General features: G+C 74.2%; 16 protein-coding genes. 9 read left to right on the forward strand and 7 right to left on the reverse strand.

Annotated features, from left to right (window positions below; translation table 11 throughout):
- The first annotated feature begins 148 nt into the window (after positions 1-148).
- Both RZ50_RS09525 and RZ50_RS09530 read left to right on the forward strand, forming a co-directional pair.
- Entirely contained in the window at positions 149-835 is a 687-nt protein-coding gene (locus RZ50_RS09525; protein WP_196949214.1) for a polysaccharide deacetylase family protein, read from the forward strand.
- A gap of 201 nt (positions 836-1,036) precedes the next feature.
- Complete coding sequence (locus tag RZ50_RS09530; RefSeq protein WP_196949213.1) at positions 1,037-2,407, forward strand: erythromycin esterase family protein; 1,371 nt, start codon at positions 1,037-1,039, stop codon at positions 2,405-2,407.
- Between the two features lie 80 nt (positions 2,408-2,487).
- Here RZ50_RS09530 and RZ50_RS09535 read toward each other — a convergent pair whose 3' ends face one another.
- Positions 2,488-3,723, reverse strand: a complete 1,236-nt coding sequence (locus tag RZ50_RS09535) for an amidohydrolase (RefSeq protein WP_196949212.1) — start codon at positions 3,721-3,723, stop codon at positions 2,488-2,490.
- A 118-nt stretch (positions 3,724-3,841) separates the two neighbouring features.
- Between RZ50_RS09535 and RZ50_RS09540 the strand changes: the two genes are divergently transcribed.
- Positions 3,842-4,414 (forward strand): HPP family protein, encoded by a 573-nt coding sequence (locus tag RZ50_RS09540; RefSeq protein ID WP_196949211.1) that lies wholly within the window; start codon positions 3,842-3,844, stop codon positions 4,412-4,414.
- A gap of 185 nt (positions 4,415-4,599) precedes the next feature.
- Positions 4,600-5,253 (forward strand): ankyrin repeat domain-containing protein, encoded by a 654-nt coding sequence (locus tag RZ50_RS09545; RefSeq protein ID WP_196949210.1) that lies wholly within the window; start codon positions 4,600-4,602, stop codon positions 5,251-5,253.
- A 55-nt stretch (positions 5,254-5,308) separates the two neighbouring features.
- On the opposite strand, the gene RZ50_RS09550 is transcribed toward RZ50_RS09545, so the two are convergent.
- The gene (locus tag RZ50_RS09550; protein WP_305853032.1) at positions 5,309-6,205 is read right to left on the reverse strand and encodes a LysR family transcriptional regulator; all 897 of its coding nucleotides are present in this window, start codon (positions 6,203-6,205) and stop codon (positions 5,309-5,311) included.
- A gap of 142 nt (positions 6,206-6,347) precedes the next feature.
- Here RZ50_RS09550 and RZ50_RS09560 point away from each other — a divergent pair, with 142 nt between their 5' ends.
- Positions 6,348-7,082: a flavodoxin family protein gene (locus RZ50_RS09560; RefSeq protein ID WP_196949209.1), complete on the forward strand. Its 735-nt coding sequence runs from the start codon at positions 6,348-6,350 to the stop codon at positions 7,080-7,082.
- Positions 7,083-7,407: 325 nt separating this feature from the next.
- Positions 7,408-8,340, forward strand: a complete 933-nt coding sequence (locus RZ50_RS09565; RefSeq protein WP_196949208.1) for a LysR family transcriptional regulator — start codon at positions 7,408-7,410, stop codon at positions 8,338-8,340.
- A 140-nt stretch (positions 8,341-8,480) separates the two neighbouring features.
- Here the strand turns inward: RZ50_RS09565 and RZ50_RS09570 are convergent, their stop codons facing one another.
- Both RZ50_RS09570 and RZ50_RS09575 read right to left on the reverse strand, forming a co-directional pair.
- Positions 8,481-9,251, reverse strand: a complete 771-nt coding sequence (locus RZ50_RS09570) for a GNAT family N-acetyltransferase (RefSeq protein ID WP_196949207.1) — start codon at positions 9,249-9,251, stop codon at positions 8,481-8,483.
- Between the two features lie 101 nt (positions 9,252-9,352).
- Complete coding sequence (locus RZ50_RS09575; protein WP_196949206.1) at positions 9,353-10,129, reverse strand: crotonase/enoyl-CoA hydratase family protein; 777 nt, start codon at positions 10,127-10,129, stop codon at positions 9,353-9,355.
- A gap of 159 nt (positions 10,130-10,288) precedes the next feature.
- On the opposite strand from RZ50_RS09575, the gene RZ50_RS09580 reads away from it, so the two are divergent.
- Complete coding sequence (locus tag RZ50_RS09580; RefSeq protein WP_196949205.1) at positions 10,289-11,623, forward strand: PLP-dependent aminotransferase family protein; 1,335 nt, start codon at positions 10,289-10,291, stop codon at positions 11,621-11,623.
- 55 nt (positions 11,624-11,678) lie between these two features.
- Here the strand turns inward: RZ50_RS09580 and RZ50_RS09585 are convergent, their stop codons facing one another.
- The gene (locus RZ50_RS09585) at positions 11,679-12,644 is read right to left on the reverse strand and encodes a YafY family protein (protein WP_196949204.1); all 966 of its coding nucleotides are present in this window, start codon (positions 12,642-12,644) and stop codon (positions 11,679-11,681) included.
- Positions 12,645-12,746: 102 nt separating this feature from the next.
- Here RZ50_RS09585 and RZ50_RS09590 point away from each other — a divergent pair, with 102 nt between their 5' ends.
- Positions 12,747-13,298 carry a DinB family protein gene (locus RZ50_RS09590; protein WP_196949203.1) on the forward strand — a complete coding sequence of 184 codons (552 nt, stop codon included), beginning with the start codon at positions 12,747-12,749 and terminating at the stop codon, positions 13,296-13,298.
- 70 nt (positions 13,299-13,368) lie between these two features.
- On the opposite strand, the gene RZ50_RS09595 is transcribed toward RZ50_RS09590, so the two are convergent.
- Positions 13,369-13,584 carry a heavy-metal-associated domain-containing protein gene (locus tag RZ50_RS09595; RefSeq protein WP_196949202.1) on the reverse strand — a complete coding sequence of 72 codons (216 nt, stop codon included), beginning with the start codon at positions 13,582-13,584 and terminating at the stop codon, positions 13,369-13,371.
- A gap of 377 nt (positions 13,585-13,961) precedes the next feature.
- Complete coding sequence (locus RZ50_RS09600; protein WP_217680363.1) at positions 13,962-14,645, reverse strand: DUF4232 domain-containing protein; 684 nt, start codon at positions 14,643-14,645, stop codon at positions 13,962-13,964.
- A gap of 354 nt (positions 14,646-14,999) precedes the next feature.
- Between RZ50_RS09600 and RZ50_RS09605 the strand changes: the two genes are divergently transcribed.
- Complete coding sequence (locus RZ50_RS09605) at positions 15,000-15,728, forward strand: DUF3152 domain-containing protein (protein ID WP_217680365.1); 729 nt, start codon at positions 15,000-15,002, stop codon at positions 15,726-15,728.
- Positions 15,729-15,737: the final 9 nt, after the last annotated feature.

The following is a 15,737-nucleotide window of genomic DNA, read 5'->3' on the forward strand; positions in this document are numbered from 1 at the left end:
TTGCCGACGTGCAACCCCGAGCGGCCGGGCAGAGGATGGTGAGGAAGAGGAACTCACCTGGGGCGCGCCTCCGTTCACCCGACGCCAGCGGCGCCCGGGGTCGCGGCTGTCCACGACCGCTCCCGGTAGGACAACCCCGGAGCCCACCATGCCTCGCAGCTCCCGTCGCGCCCGCCCGCTCCGGCCGATGGCCGGTGCCGTGGCCGCCCTCCTCGCCACCGGGCTCGGCCTCGCGACCCTGGCCTCGGCCGGCGCCACCTCCCCGGCCGCCGACCCCAAGGTCGTCTACCTCACCTTCGACGACGGCCCGAGCCCCCAGTACACCGCCCAGATCCTCGCCGTCCTGGCGCGGTACCGCGTGCCCGCGACCTTCTTCGAGATCGGCCAGAACGTCACCGCGAACCCCGGCCTGACCGACCAGGCCGTCCATCAGGGAGAGAGCGTCCAGAACCACAGCTGGGATCACCCCGACCTACGGCCGCTCTCCCTCGCCGACTTCAACGCCCAGATCCTCAACACCGACCAGGCCATCCGCGCCCGGACCGGCCGCACCCCCACCTGTCTCCGCCCGCCCTACGGCTTCGTCGACAAGACCGTCCGGGCCCGAGCGGCCGCGCTGGGCAAGACGATCAAACTGTGGACCGTCGACCCCGCCGACTGGTCCCGCCCCGGCATCCACACCATCGAGCAACGCGTCCTGACCGCCGTCCGACCCGGCTCCGTCATCCTCCTGCACGACGGCGGAGGCGACCGCAGCCAAACCGTCGCCGCCCTCCCCACCGTCCTGACCACCCTCCAGCACCGCGGCTACACCTTCCGTCTCCTCTGTCACTGACCCCACCAGACCCACCGAAGCGGCCTCCACCGATGCCGCCGCACAGTCACACGCCCCGGTCACCACGCGTCCCCGGGGGTTATCCCCCCGGCCGAATCGGCGGCCGTCCCCAGCGCGCCCCGGCCCCTCCTCTCGCGAGGATTCCCTCACCGGCCGACGCAGACCGGGAAGTTGAATCCGTCCATCCGAGGAGTAGCGCCCATGACCGTACCCGGCATGCCGATCAGTCGCCGAGGACTGCTGGCGGCCACCGCGGCCGTCGCGACCACCACCGTGCTGACCCCGGCCGCAGCCACAGCCGCATCCGCGTCCACAACCGCCGAAACCCCGCAACAGCCAGCGCCCATCGACGAGTTGGCGCGCCTCGCCCACCCTCTGCGATCCACCGAGCCCGGCGGCCCGAGCGACGACCTGCGGGCGCTGGACGCGATGATCGGCGAGGCACGGGTGGTCGGGCTGGGCGAGGCCACGCACGGCTCGCACGAGTTCTTCGCCCTGAAGCACCGGGTGTTCCGCCACTTGGTCGAGGAGCGGGGGTTCACCACCTTCGTCCTGGAGGCGAGCTGGTCGGCCGGTCTGCTGATCGACGCCTATGTGCAGGGCCAGGGCGGGGGCGACGCCCGCCAGCTCGCCGACCACGCCCTCGCCCGATCGCCGTGGCACCGACAGGAGTTCGCCGACCTCATCGCCTGGATGCGCGACCACAACCGCCGACATCCGCGGCGCCCGGTCCACTTCGTCGGCGACGACCTGGGCCTGCCCGGGCTCGGCGACCACCTCTTCGACCGGGTGACCGGCTACCTCCGCGGGTCCGCCCCTGCCGCCCTGCCGAAGGTCGAACAACTGTACGCCGGGCTCAGGCCGTTCGACGACGGCCTCGGCTACCTGGAGAACCTGCCGCTGCCCGAGCGGAAACGCAATGCGGCCCTGGCCCAGCAGGCGCTGGAGCTGGTCGCGGCGGCCGGGGCCGAGGGCGACCGGGAGTACGAGTGGGCCGTGCAGCACGCCCGGAACATCGCCCAGACCTTCGCCTTCACGACCATGGACCCGGAGAAGGACCACTCGTCCGTCATCGCGGCGCAGCAGCTCCGCGACCGCGCGATGGCCGACAACGTCCTCTGGTGGCGGCGCCTCCACGGCGACGGGATCCTGCTCTCGGCGCACAACGGCCACGCCGGCTACCTGAGTTCCGACCCCGAGCTGTACCCCAAGCCGCAGGGCTGCCAGCTGCGCGATGCCCTCGGCACGGGCTACCGCAGCATCGGTGTCACCTTCGGCCAGGGCTCCTTCCTCACCGAGGAGGACGTCTTCGCCGACGACTGGCGGACGACCACCGTTCCCCCGGCCACACCGGACATGACCGAGTACACCCTCGACCGGGTCCGGACCGGCGACTACTACCTCGATCTGCGCCGCACCCCGAGCGCGGCCCGCGCCTGGCTGGCGACGCCCCGCCCGACCTACGACGCCGGGACCACCTTCGAACGCGACCCGCTGCCCACCCTCGCCATCGGCCCGGCCTACGACCTGCTCGTGCACCTCCACCGGGTCCGCGCGGCCGAGAAGCTCTGAGCACGAATGACGAGCCGGGCCCGCTCGCCTTGCCCGACGCCGGACGCACCGACGCCAGATAGACGAGCGGGCGGCCGCCGTCAGGCCGTCAGCTCGCCCTCGCGGGCGACCACGCGGCCCGCGCGGACCACCAGTTCGCGCGCCGGGAGGTCGATCACGACCTGGGGCAGGCACTCGCCGGACAGCAGCATGAAGTCCGCCGGCGAGCCGGGCGCCAGGGTGACCGGCGGAAGGTCCAGCAGCTCGGCGCCGCCGTCGGCCGCCAGGGCGAAGCAGTCGGCCAGCTGCTCGTCGGTGCGGGCGTCGGTGGTCCAGCCGAGCAGGTGGGCCCGGTGCAGCATGTCCGCGTTGCCGTACGGGCTCCACGAGTCCCGGACGCCGTCCGAGCCGAGCCCGACCTTCACCCCGTGCGCGCGCAGCTCACGGAACGGCAGCACCTGGTGGGCGGAGGGCGCGACGGTGGTCAGGCCGACCCCGGACTCGGCCAGCAGCTCGGCCAGTTCGGTCAGTGGCGCGCCGGACAGCTCGGGTACGCAGAAGGCGTGGCTGACCACGACCCGCCCGGCCAGTCCGGCCGCCCTGGTCCGCTCGGCGATCTCGCGCAGCGGGCCGAGGCCGCGCTCGCCCCCGTCGTGCAGGTGGATGTCGAGCCGCAGTCCGTGCTGCTCCGCGAGGCCGAACAGCAGGTCCAGCTGGGCGGGCCCCTCGCCGTCCGCACCGCCGTCGAACCCGGCCGGGTCGATGCCTCCCACCGCGTCGATCAGCCCGCTCGCCGCCGCCTCCGCCAGCAGCTCGCCCGCGCCCGGAGTGCGCCGCACCCCGTGCTGCGGGAAGGCGACCAGCTGGACGTCCAGCACTCCGGCCAGCCGGTCCCGGACCTCCGCGAGCCCGGTCACCCCAGACAGCCCGTAGGCGGGCGCCACGTCCACGTGGGCCCGCACCGCACGGGTGCCGCGGGTCGCGGCGTGGGCCAGCAGCCGGTACGCCCGATCGGCGAGCGGGGTGCCCTGGTGGCGGTAGAGGTCGACGTCTCCCTCGACGTACTCGGGCAGCGAGTCGGCCTGGCGGCGGCTGTACCAGGGCTCGCCCCAGGCGGTCTTGTCCGGGTGGATGTGCGCGTCCACCAGGGTGGGCAGCGCGATCCGGCCGGCGCCCTCGACCACCTCCGGCTCGACCCCGTCCGGCACCCGTTCGACCAGCAGTCCGTCCACGGCGACCAGGTCGACGGCGCGGTCCGATCCGAAGGGGCGGACGTCGCGGAAGACGGTGACGGACGGTGCCGGTGTGGCTGCGGGTGTGACTGTCGGTGTCGTCATGCGATGCTCCCCGGATTCTGTCTCGGCGATTTGTCCAGCAGGCAAAACGTCCTACCTTTCCTTCAACAGTCTGTTTATCATCTGCGGGTCCCCGTCCCCCATCCGGAGCCGCTCACGCATGCCCGCGCCGCTGTCCGCACCGCCCGCCACCGAACCGTCCGTCACCGAAGGAACCACCGAACCACCCACCGCAGCACCGACCACCACGGCACCGACCGCCGCCACACCCCGCCCGCACCCGCTGCACGCGCTGCGGGCCGCCGTCTTCGCCATCGGCGCCCTGCTCCTCCTGGTCGGGGTCGGTGTGCTGCTCGACCAGCCGCTACTGATCCCGCCGCTGGCCGCCAGCGCGGCCCTGGTGCACGGCGCTCCCGGGCTGCCGATCTCGCAGCCGCGCAACCTGATCGGCGGCCAGCTGCTGTCGGCCGTGATCGGCTTCGCCACCCGGGCCGTCACCGGCAGCACCGCCTGGGGCGCGGCCATCGCCGCCGGGCTCGCGCTGGGCGCGATGATGCTCACCCACCTCTCGCACTCCCCGGCCGCGGCCACCGCCGTCATCGTGGTCCTGCAGGCCCCGCACCCGCTGCCCTTCCTCCCGCTGCTCGCCCTGGCCACCGGGCTGCTGGTGGTCATCGGTCTGCTGCCCGGCCGGATCGGCGGGCATCCGGTCCGGTACCCACTCTCCTGGTGAACGGTGGACGGCCGGGTCATCCGATCGGTTGACCCGGCCGTCCACCGTTCCGCCGTACTCTCCCGGCCACCCCGCCGACACCACCGACCGCCGGGAGGCCTCAAGCTGATGACGTAGCCCCGTACGCAGCACGCCCCGTGGAGCAGCACACCCCGTGCGAGCACACCCCGTGGAGGAGCCCCGTCATGACCGCCCGCCCGCCGTCCCCCGCCGACCGGTCCCTGCTGGAGGCCGCCGAGCGCGGCGGGCTCGACGCCGTCCGGGCGGCCCTCGCGGCGGGCGCGAGCGTCGAGGTGCGGGACACCGAGGGCCGGACCCCGCTGCTGCGGGCCGCCTTCGCCGACCGGGTCGCCGCCGCCCGCCTGCTGGTCGAGGCCGGCGCCGACGTCAACGCCCAGGACCCCCAGCTGAACAGCCCGTGGCTGGTCACCGGCATCACGGGCAGCGTCCCGATGATGCGCGCCCTGCTCCCCGGCGGCCCCGACCTCACCCGCCGCAACCGCTACGGCGGGGTCTCGGTGATCCCGGCCGCCGAGCGCGGGCACGTCGCCTACGTCCGCGCGGTGCTCGACGAGACCGGCATCGACGTCGACCACGTCAACGACCTCGGCTGGACGGCCCTGCTGGAGGCGGTCCTGCTCAGTGACGGCGGCCCGGCCCACCGCGAGATCGTCGACGTCCTCCTCGCCCACGGCGCCGATCCGCTCCTCCCGGACGCCGACGGCACCACCGCCCGCGCCCACGCCGAACGGCGAGGCTTCCACGACATCGCCGCCGCCCTGCGGGCGGCCGAGGCGCAGGGCCGGGCACGCGGCTCCGCCACGGGCGGCACCCGCTGAGCGCAGCACGGTGGCCGCGGACTCGACAGCTCCACGACCGCACCGTGTTCACCGTTCACCGACCGCCGGTGGGAGCCTCCCCCGAGGCGTTCAGCAGCAGGTCGCGCAGTGCCTCGGCGGTGTCCGACGGCTCGGCAGGGGTGAGGACGACCTGGTCGACGGTGGTCGAAGGGCCGGTGAGGGGGATGACGCGCAGGCCGGGCGGCTGGTGGTCGAGCGCGGACTCGACGGTGATGCCGATGCCCGTTCCCGCGGCGACGTGAGCGGCGATGGCGTGCACGCTGTCGGCGGTCCTGATGATGCGCAGGTCGGCCCCGCCGATGCTGAAGGCGGACAGCAGGCGGTCGCAGAGGCCGCTGTTGATCTGGTGGGGCCAGGTGAGCAGGTCGCTGGCGGACAGTTCGGACGCGCTCAGCTCGGCGCGCCCGGCGAGCGGGTGGGCGGCGGGTACGAGCGCCATGAACCTCTCGGTGGACAGCACCCTGGCGCGTACGCCGGTGATGCCGCCGGTCGCCCAGCCGATGCCCAGCCCGATCGTCTCCGCCCGCAGGGCGGTGAGCTGGGCCGTGGTCGGCATGGCCTCCGGCACGATCGTCACGTCCGGGAACCGCTCGCGCAGTTGCGGCAGGCAGCGCAACAGCAGCTGGTGGCCGGTGTATTCGGCGTGACCGACGACGAGGGTGGTGCCGGCCCGGTCGCCGGCGGCCAGGGAGCGGCCGCGCTGTTGGAAGCGGCGCAGCTGGGCCAGGGCGGCGTGGGCGTCGGGCAGCAGCGCTTCGCCGAGACCGGTCAGTGAAACCCGTCGGCTGGTGCGGTGGAACAGCCGCCCGCCCAGGGTGCTCTCCAGCCGCCTGACGGCCTCGCTGACGGTGGGCTGCCCCCGGTGCAGGCGAGCGGCGGCCCGGCCGAAGTGGAGTTCCTCCGCGACCGCGACGAATGCTTCCAGTTCCATCCTGTCCACGGGGCCAGGCTAGCCCGATCGATCGGTGTGACCGATCGCTGGGTGCCGAAGTTCGGCGTTGATGCCGTGCCGTACGCAGGCTGTGATGAGTGGGCAGGCAGGAACTTCCCACGAACGGGAGCAGTGAAGAGTCATGACAGTCAATGACGTCGACCGCGCGCACGACGGGCCGACCGCCACGGTGACGGTGGTCTACCACTCGGTGCACGGACACACCCGGGTCCTGGCCGAGCACCTCGCCGAAGGGGCGCGGCGGGTGCCGGGTGCCCGGGTGCACCTCGCCGAGATCCGGGCCGAGGACGTCAACGCGGGCCGCTGGCACGACGCGGAGGTGATGGCACTGCTCGGGCGCTCCGATGCGATCGTCCTCGGTTCCCCGACGCTGATGGGCAGCGTGTCGGCGGTGTTCAAGGCCTTCATGGAGGCGGCGTTCACGCCGTTCACCACGCAGGCGTGGAAGGACAAGCTGGCCGGCGGGTTCACCATGTCCGCGTCGCAGAGCGGCGACAAGCTGACGGTCCTGGAGCAGTTGGCGGTCTTCGCCGCGCAGATGGGCATGCAATGGATCGGCGTCGGCGACATGCCGGGCAACAACTGGAGCGGCGGCTCACGCGACGACGTGAACCGGCTCGGCTCCTGGCTGGGCCTGATGAGCCAGAGCCACGCCGACCAGGGGCCGGAGCACGCCGGTTCGCGCGGCGACCTGATCACCGCGCAGCGGTACGGCGAGCGGATCGCCCGGCTGACCCAGCGCTGGGTCAACGCCCTGCCGTACGACACCCCCCGGATGACCGAGCACGAGGCCCGCGACCTGTCGGCCTCCCTCAGGGGGACGTTCGACGCGCCGGCGGCGCTCACCGGCGCCTGACCTCGTGGACCGCCCCTCTTCCGGCGCCGGCGCCCGTCCGGGACGCCGGAGGAGGGGCGGTCCATCAGCCGATGGCGCCACCGCGTTCCGCTCCCCTCCGCACCTCACACACGCAGCGCACCCGACGCACCCGACGCACCCGACGCACTCAACTCATGCGGGTCGGCACCCGCCGTGCCCCCGCCCCGGCGTCCGGAGCGCCGCGAAGGCAGCGGGCGGGTTGCCGCCCTTCTCGCGGGCCCTGCCATCGATGATCGATCCACCCCAACACCCAAGTCAATCCACCGGTTTGCTGAGAAACCTCCAAGCATTACCTTGGGTGTCCATGACCCTCGACGACCTCCGCGTCTTCGCCGCCGTCTGCCGGGCCGGCTCCCTCAGCGCCGTCGCCCGCGACCTGGCGTGCAGCCAGTCCGCCGTCAGCCAGCACGTGAAGCGGCTGGAGCGCGAACTCGGCCTCACCCTGATCGAACGCCATCCGCGCGGCGTGGTGCCCACCCGGGCCGGGCGCCTCCTGCAGACCGCCGTGGCCGGCGGGCTCGGCGGGATCGACCGCGCCCTGCGCACCATCGCCGAACTCGCTCGCGGCGAGGGCGGATCCGTACGGATCACCACCGGCGCCACCAGCATCCGGCACTTCATGTCCGCCGCCGTGGTGGACTTCCGGCAGCGGTTCCCGCAGGTCAGCCTGGAGTTCCAGACCGGGGTGTCCAGCCGCAGCTGCCTGGAGGCGCTCAACGCCGGCCACGTGGACCTCGCCTGGATCACCATGGGCACCCCGGTCCGCGGCATCGACCAGCGGCCGGTGGCCGACCTGCCCTGGGTACTCGCCGTCGCGGCCGGCGACCCGCTCGCCGCCCGGGAGCGCATCGAACCCGCCGACCTACAGGACGCCCGGCTCATCGGGCTGCCGCAGAACTCGGTGTCACGCTCCCAACTCGACGACTGGCTCGGCAAGTCGGGCATCCGGCCGATCTTCGACACCAGCGTCACGGACTGGGACACCGCGATCCTCCTGGCCGAGCTCGGCCTCGGCCACGCCGTCGTCCCGGCGCTCCCCGAATGGCAGGGCCCCGGCCACCCCGGCCTCCGGCTGCTCCCGCTGCCCGACCTGCCCGCGCTCACCGTCGGCTGGGCCGTCCACGACTGGGAGACCCTCGGCCCGCTCGCCCGCGCCTTCGCCGACACCGTCGCCGGACACCGCGGCAACCGGCGGACGCCACCGCCCGTCGGTCCCGCCGCGCCCGCCGTTCCCTGACGGATGGCGCGCCGGAGGGGCGCGGGGTGTCAGGGGCCTTCACGCCCAAGGGCCTTCACGCCGCCGAGGGCATGCGCATCACCGGGGCGAATCCGCGCCTGCACCACCGCGCCACACCTCGTACAGTCCGACCACCAGCCTCAGCGGGAGTGGAAGGAGTGGCTGCGGCCGATCTCGGTGAAGCCGCGCCGCCCGTACCACTCGCGCGGCCAGTCGGCCGCGTCCGCGAGGAGGAAGAGCTGGGGGATCCCGGCCTCGGCGGCCAGTGCCAGGCCGGTGGCGAGCAGGGTGTCGCCGTATCCCGCACCGCGGTGCGGGGAGGCGGTGACCAGGTCCTCCACCTGCGCCAGCCCGGCGACCGGGTCGAGGTAGAGGTCGACCCAGGCCGCGACCTCGCCGTCCGGCGTCCGGGCGGCCAGGAAGTGCACCCGCTCCGCACCGCGCAGCCGGGCCGCGCGGCGGTCCGTGAGCTGGCGGCCGAGTTCCTCGCCCTTGTACCACTCCGACTGCTGGCGCCGGATCACCGCCCGCAGTTCGGCGAGCTCGGCCGGACGGGCCGCTCGTTCGGGCAGTTCGCAGCCGGCCGTGTCCCGGGCCAGGACCACGGCGGTGCTCCGCTCGTACCCGGCCTCGGCGAGCACCGGGGTGGCCCGCTCCCCCGGCTCCTCCTCCAGTGCGGCGATCGCGTACTGGCGGCGCGGCCCGAGCCACCTCGCCGCCAGCCCGGGCAGGGCCGCCGGGTCGGTTCCCGGGCCGGTGACGACCAGGTGGTTGTGCTCGTGGGACAGGGCGAACTCCATGTCCCGGACCGCGAACACCCCCGGGTACTCGGGCAGCTCGACGGTCTCGGCCGCCTGGCGGCGGGCGAAGGCGGCGCGGAAGGCGTTCACACGCCCGAGCAGTTCAGACATCTCGCCATGATCGCCCCGCCGGTCGCTCCCGCCAAGCGAATATCGCCGATCCACGTTGCCGGCCCACGGCGCCGAACGACGCCCGGCAACCGGAGGGAAGGTCAGCGGGCACCCTGCGAACGGTCGAGGAACCGCCGCAGTCCGTCCCGCACCCCGTCCGTCGGCACGGTGGCCGCGAAGGCCGCCGCCTCGACCGCGAGGCCCTCGTCGATCGGCAGGTTGATCCCCCGGGTGACGGCCCGCAGGCAGGCCGCCACGGCGGTCGGCGCGTGCCGGATGATGCGCGCGGCCAGGTCGCGCGCCGCGTCGAGGAGTTCGTCCGCCGGGACGACCGAGTTGACCAGCCCCAGCTCGGCGGCCCGGGCGGCCGGAATCGGGTCGCCGGTCAGGATCAGCTCCAGGCCGCGCTTGCGGCCGACGTGGCGCGGCAGCCGCTGCGAACCGCCGAAGGGCGGCGGGAAGCCGAGCGAGATCTCCGGCTTGGCGAAGGTCGCGTGCTCGGCGGCGATCGCCAGCGGCGCCGCCTCGGTGATCTCGCAGCCGCCCCCGAACGCGAGCCCGTTGACCGCGACGATGATCGGCTTCGGGAACTCCTCGATCCGCCGGGTCAGCCCGTGGCCGCGCCGGACGAACTCGCGCAGCGCCTGCTCGGCCCCGCCCGCGATGCTGCCCGCCAGGGACGGGATGTCCGCGCCCGCGCTGAAGGCCCGCTGCCCGGCGCCGGTGAGGATGACGGCGCGGACGGTGTCGTCGGCGTCGATCCGGTCGAGTTCGGCGAGCAGCGCGTCGATCGTCGGGTAGTCGAGGGCGTTGAGCTTCTTCTCCCGGTCGATGGTGAGGGTGACGACGTGCTGGTCCCGCTCGCTGCGGACGGTCATGGCCGGTTGCTCCCTTTCGCCGTGGTGCCTTCACCTCGCAGGCTAGGAACAACCGCCCAGGACAATCCAGTTATTGTCCTGGATACACTCCGCCCCCCACCACGAGACCCCCACCGCACCGCCCCCCACCGCACCGCCCCCTCCGAACGGCAGGCCCCCATGCGACCGCCCTCCTACAAGGCCATCGTCGACGAGTACGCCGCCGCCATCCGCTCCGGCACCCTCCCCGCCGGCACCCGTCTGCCGACCCACCGCACGCTCGCCCGCGAGCGCCGGATCGCCCTGGCCACCGCCACCCGGGTGTACGCCGAACTGGCCGCCGCCGGGCTGGTGGTCGGCGAGCAGGGCCGGGGCACCTTCGTCCGGACCCGCTCCGGCTACGACGGCCTCGAACCCTCGCGCGCCCTCCCGGTGCCCCGGGTCGCGGACCTCTCCTTCAACCAGCCGCTCGCCCCCGGCCAGGGCGACCTGCTGCGCCAGGCCCTGCGCGCGCTCGCCTCCGGCGGCGACGCCGAGGCGCTGCTGCGCCAGCAGCCGCCGGGCGGGCACCGGCACGACCGTGCCGTGGTGGCCGAGTACCTGCTGGACCGCGGGGTCGACACGGCGCCGGAGAACGTCCTGCTCACCAGCGGGGCGCAGCAGGCGCTGGACTGCGTCCTGCGCACGCTCACCCGCCCGGGTGACGTGCTCGCCGTGGACGCGCTCAGCTATCCGGGCGTCAAGCTGCTCGCCACCGCGCACGGGCTCGACCTGGCGCCCGTCCCGGTCACCCCGGCGGGCCCTGACCTCGACGCGCTCGACCGGCTCTGCCGCAGCCGCCCGGTCCGCGCGGTCTACACGATCCCGACGGTCCACAACCCGCTCGGCTGGGTGCTGGACCGGGCCCGGCGCGACCGGCTCGCCGCCCTCGCCGCCGAGCACGGCTGCACACTGATCGAGGACGGCACGTACGCCTTCCTGGAGGCCGCCCCGCCCCCGCCGCTGCACGCCCTCGCCCCTGACCGCACCTGCTACGTGGCCGGTCTGTCCAAGAACGTCGCCCCCGGTCTGCGCTTCGGCTTCGCCGTCCTCCCCGACCGCCATCTGCGCGCCGCCACCACCCAGCTGCGCGCCGCCGCCTGGGGCGCCCCCGGCCTGACCACCGCGCTCGCCACCGGCTGGCTCGCCGACGGTACGGTCACCCGCCTGGAGGAGCAGCGCCGCGCCGACGCCGCCGCCCGTCAGCGCCTCGCCCGTACCGCCCTCGCCGGGCTGCCGGTCACCGCGCACCCCACCTCCTACATCCAGTGGCTCACCCTGGAGCCCCACCAGCGCCCCGACCGGGTCGCCGAGCTGCTCGCGGCCGAGGGCATCCTGATCTCCACCGCCGACGCCTTCGCCACCACCCCGCACCACCCCAACGCCATCCGCCTCGCCCTCGCCACGCCCCCGCTCGCCGATCTCCCCGCCGCCCTCCACCGCCTCCGCGTCACCATCGAGTCCATCGCCCCCTGAGCCCGTCCGCACGGGCACCGCCGGCACGAGGGGCCCCCGGGATCCGTCCCACCGCTTACCCCGCCGCGCGGGCGAAGCGGGCGGACCAGTCCGCGATCAGGGCGCGGAGTTCGGGCGGGTGGACGACGTGGAACTCGGCGCCGAGCGAGCCGAGGGCCATGGCGGGCCAGTCCAGGGAGTCGGCGGTCATCCGGAGCCGGCAGCGGCCCCCGTCCTCGTCGAGTTCCTCGACCTCGCCCCAGTGCCCGACGTGGGGGCGGACGCGGGCGGCAGGGGCCTCGACCAGGGCCTCGACGCGGTACGGGCGGGGCACGCCGTTGAGGCCGGAACGGACGAACTCGGCGGCGTCGGCGGCGGGCAGGGGGCGCGGGGAGAAGCGGGCACCGCTGCCCTGAGGGGTGGCGAGGCGGTCCAGGCGGAAGGTCCGCCAGTCGGCCCGGTCGAGGTCGTAGGCGACCAGGTACCACCGCCGGTCGAGGCTGACCAGCCGGTGCGGCTCGACCTGCCGTTCGGTGCGCTGCCCGGAGGCCGCGGTGTACGAGAAGCGCAGCCGTTCGGCGTCGCGGCAGGTGAGGGCGACCACGGTGAGGGTGTCCGGGTCGACGCCCGCGCGGGCCGAGGCACCCCAGTCGACGGGGACGGTCATCGCGCGCAGCGCCTCGACCCGGCGGCGCAGCCGGGCCGGCATCACCTGCACGACCTTGGCGAGCACCCGGACGGAGGCCTCGGCGACGCCCTCCACCGGGCTCTCCGCGGCCGCCTGCAGGCCCACCGCGAGGGCGACGGCCTCCTCGTCGTCGATGAGCAGCGGCGGGAGGGCCGCGCCGGCCGCCAGCTGGTAGCCGCCGTCGACCCCGCGCCGGGCCTCGACGGGGTAGCCGAGTTCGCGCAGCCGGTCGATGTCGCGGCGCAGGGTGCGGAGGGAGACGCCGAGCCGCTCGGCGAGCTCCTCGCCGGGCCAGTAGCGGTGGTTCTGGAGCAGGGAGAGCAGTCGCAGCGTACGGGTGCTGGTGTTCGCCATGCCTGCCATTCTCGTCGGAATTCAGGACGGAAAGTGGCCGCAATGGTCCGTAGCGTGGTTCTCGTCCGAAGGGGCAGGAAACCGAACGGAAGGGCCACCACCATGACCACGAGCACGACCGCGAGCACGACCACCACCCCCGCCGTCACCGGCGAGCGCGCCGACTTCCTGGTGGCCCTGGCGAAGCACCGGCACTTCCTGCGCTTCACCACCCGTGACCTCACCGACGAGCAGGCCGGCCTGCGGACCACCGCGAGCGAGCTGTGTCTGGGCGGCCTGATCAAGCACGTGACCTCGGTCGAGCGGCTGTGGGCGAACTTCATCGTGGAGGGCCCCTCCGCGATGCCCGACTTCACCACCTGGACCGAGGAGGACTTCGCCCGCCGCGCCGACGAGTTCCGGCTGCTGCCGGGCGAGACGCTGGCCGGCGTCCTCGCCGACTACGCCGAAGTGGCGCGCCGCACGGACGAGTTGGTGGCCACCCTGACCGACCTGGGCGTCACCCGGCAGCTGCCGAACGCCCCCTGGTTCCAGCCGGACACCGAGTGGTCGGCCCGCCGGGTGCTGATGCACATCATCGCCGAGACCGCCCAGCACGCGGGCCACGCCGACATCATCCGCGAGTCCCTGGACGGCGCCAAGAGCATGGGCTGAGCCCGCACGGCCGCCACAGGTGGACGGAAGACGACCGTGGGGCCCGCCGGCGGGCCCCACGGCGGCGGCCTCAGGCCCGGCCGACGAGGGTGAACCCGGCCTCGTCCACCGCGCCGCGCACCGCTGCCTCGTCCAGCGGCCCGGCGGAGGCCACGGTGACCCTCCCGCTCGGCGCGTCCGCGACGACCTCGGTGACGCCGGGCAGGGCGGCCAGCCCGGCGCTGACCGTCTTCTCGCAGTGGCCGCAGCTCATGCCGTCGACGGTGAGGACGGTGGTGATGGACATGACGGTGCCTCCGTTGCTTCGTCGGGTGTGCCGGTGGTGGTCGACCGGTGACCCGCACGTCGACCGGTGGACCCGCACTACGACAGCGGAATCGGGCCGCGTTCCCCAGGGACACGCCGCACGGGTGGCACCTTCGAGTGGACCCGGGAACCAACGGGCACCGGCGCCCGACTGGGGCCTCCCCGCACCCGCCCTGACCGCCTGTTGATCGGGCCCGAGCACACTGGCCCCGACCTTCGCCGGGCCGCCGGGAAAGCACCACACCGTGACGGACGACAAGCGGGCCGCCCCGACCGGACGGCTACGGCGAGCACGGCAGGCACCGGCACCGGCACCGGCACCGGCACCGGCACCGGCAAGGATCCGCCGGACGGGCCCTAGCCGACCTTGCCGGCCGGCCCCACCTCAAGCTTGGTCCCGCTGTTCGGGTGGTCCGGGTTGTCGACCGGGAAGGAGCCGCCCGGCCAGGCCAGGGTCACCTGGTGGGTGTCGTTCGGCGGGGTCACCACGATCTGGGTGGGCTTCACTCCGGTGCCGCCGGTGGTGTTGACCTGGAAGTAGATGTTGAAGGCCGCGTCCCCTCCCGGGGGGATCTGGCCCGAGACGGCCTGTTCGGCCTTGCGCGGCACCGAGATGCTGCCTCCGGACACCTTCAGGTCGACCCCGGGGAAGCCGTTGACCCGGCACTCCCGCGAGCCCTTGTTGTGCATCTGGACGGTGACCACCCCCTCCTTGGTGTCGATGGTGTTGTCCTGGGCGGTGATCCGCAGGTCGTCGACCGTGCAGTCCGCCCCCGTCGCAACCGGGGGAACCGGGGCGGCCGGGGTCGTCCTGCCGGGCGCGGCCGCCGTGGGCGCCTTCCCCGGCGCGGACGGGGTGGCCGCCGGCGCGGGCACCGTGGCCGTCGGCGCGGCGGGGCTCGCGGCCGCCGTCGCGGGTGCGGCGGGCTTGTCGCTCCCCGAGTTGTCGGGGCCGCAGGCGCTCAGCCCGAGGGTGGCGGCCACCGTCACGAGACAGGCGGCGCCGACGTAACGGGGCTTGGACGACAGCGGGTTGGGCATGGATCTTCTCCTCGGGGGCCAACGCTCAATGCATGTGCACACCACTGTGCCGCCTCCCGATCAACAACCGATCAACGACCGCGGCCCCGCCGTGATCGCCTGCTGACCACCCATGGGTTCCGCCCCGGCACAGCGCCCGGACGACTACCCCTCCCGTCCCGGGAGCAATCCGTCCGCTCGCGACCGGCTGAACCGCCGGTGCGAACCGGCCCGTTCCCTCTGACGTCCCCTCTGACGCCCCCTCCCCCGACCCACCGCCCGACCCACCGCGCTCAGGAGCTGTCCCACCGCCATGTCCACCCAGGCCCCGACCGAAGCCCGACCCGACGACCGCCGAATAGCGGGCGGCGGCCGATGACGGCGGCCACCCGCACCAGCCGCTGGCAACCCGGGCGGCTCTGGCGGCGCGGACGGCCCTGGCAGCGCGCCGCCGCCCTGGCGCTGGTCGCGGCCCTGGCCGCCGGCCTGCTGTGGTGGCAGCCGTGGCGCGGGAGCGACGGGCCCGCGCCGCTGGCCTTCACCACCGCCCCCGGCGGCTCGGCCCGCTTCGGCACCGGGGAGCACCTGTACCGCTACAAGGTGCGGGTGGAGAACGGGCTCCAGGAGAGCCCCGCGCAGTTCGCCGCCGAGGTGGACGCGATCCTCGGCGACACCCGCCACGGCTGGGCCGCCGGGAACACGGCGTCCTTCCAGCGGATGCCCGAGGACCCGGTGGACTTCACGGTCTACCTCGCCACCCCGCAGTCCACCGACCGGATCTGCGGCCAGTACGGCCTGGACACCGGCGGCTGGGTCAACTGCGGCGTCGGCCACCAGGTCGTGGTCAACCTCAAGCGCTGGACCGAGCTGTCCGAGTTCTACCAGGGCAAGCCCGAGCTCTACCACGCCCTCGCGATCAACCACGAGGTCGGCCACATCCTCGGCAACGGCCACGTCGACTGCCCCGGCCCGGGCGCCCCGGCGCCGGTGATGATGCAGCAGATCAAGGGCCTGCACGGCTGCGTCCCCAACGGCTGGCCCTACTCCGACACGGGCACCCTGCTCACCGGCCCGCCCGTCCAGGCCCCGACCGACGCGCCCTGACCCTCCCCC

This window comes from Kitasatospora sp. SUK 42 (assembly GCF_015776785.2).
Taxonomy (GTDB): domain Bacteria; phylum Actinomycetota; class Actinomycetes; order Streptomycetales; family Streptomycetaceae; genus Kitasatospora.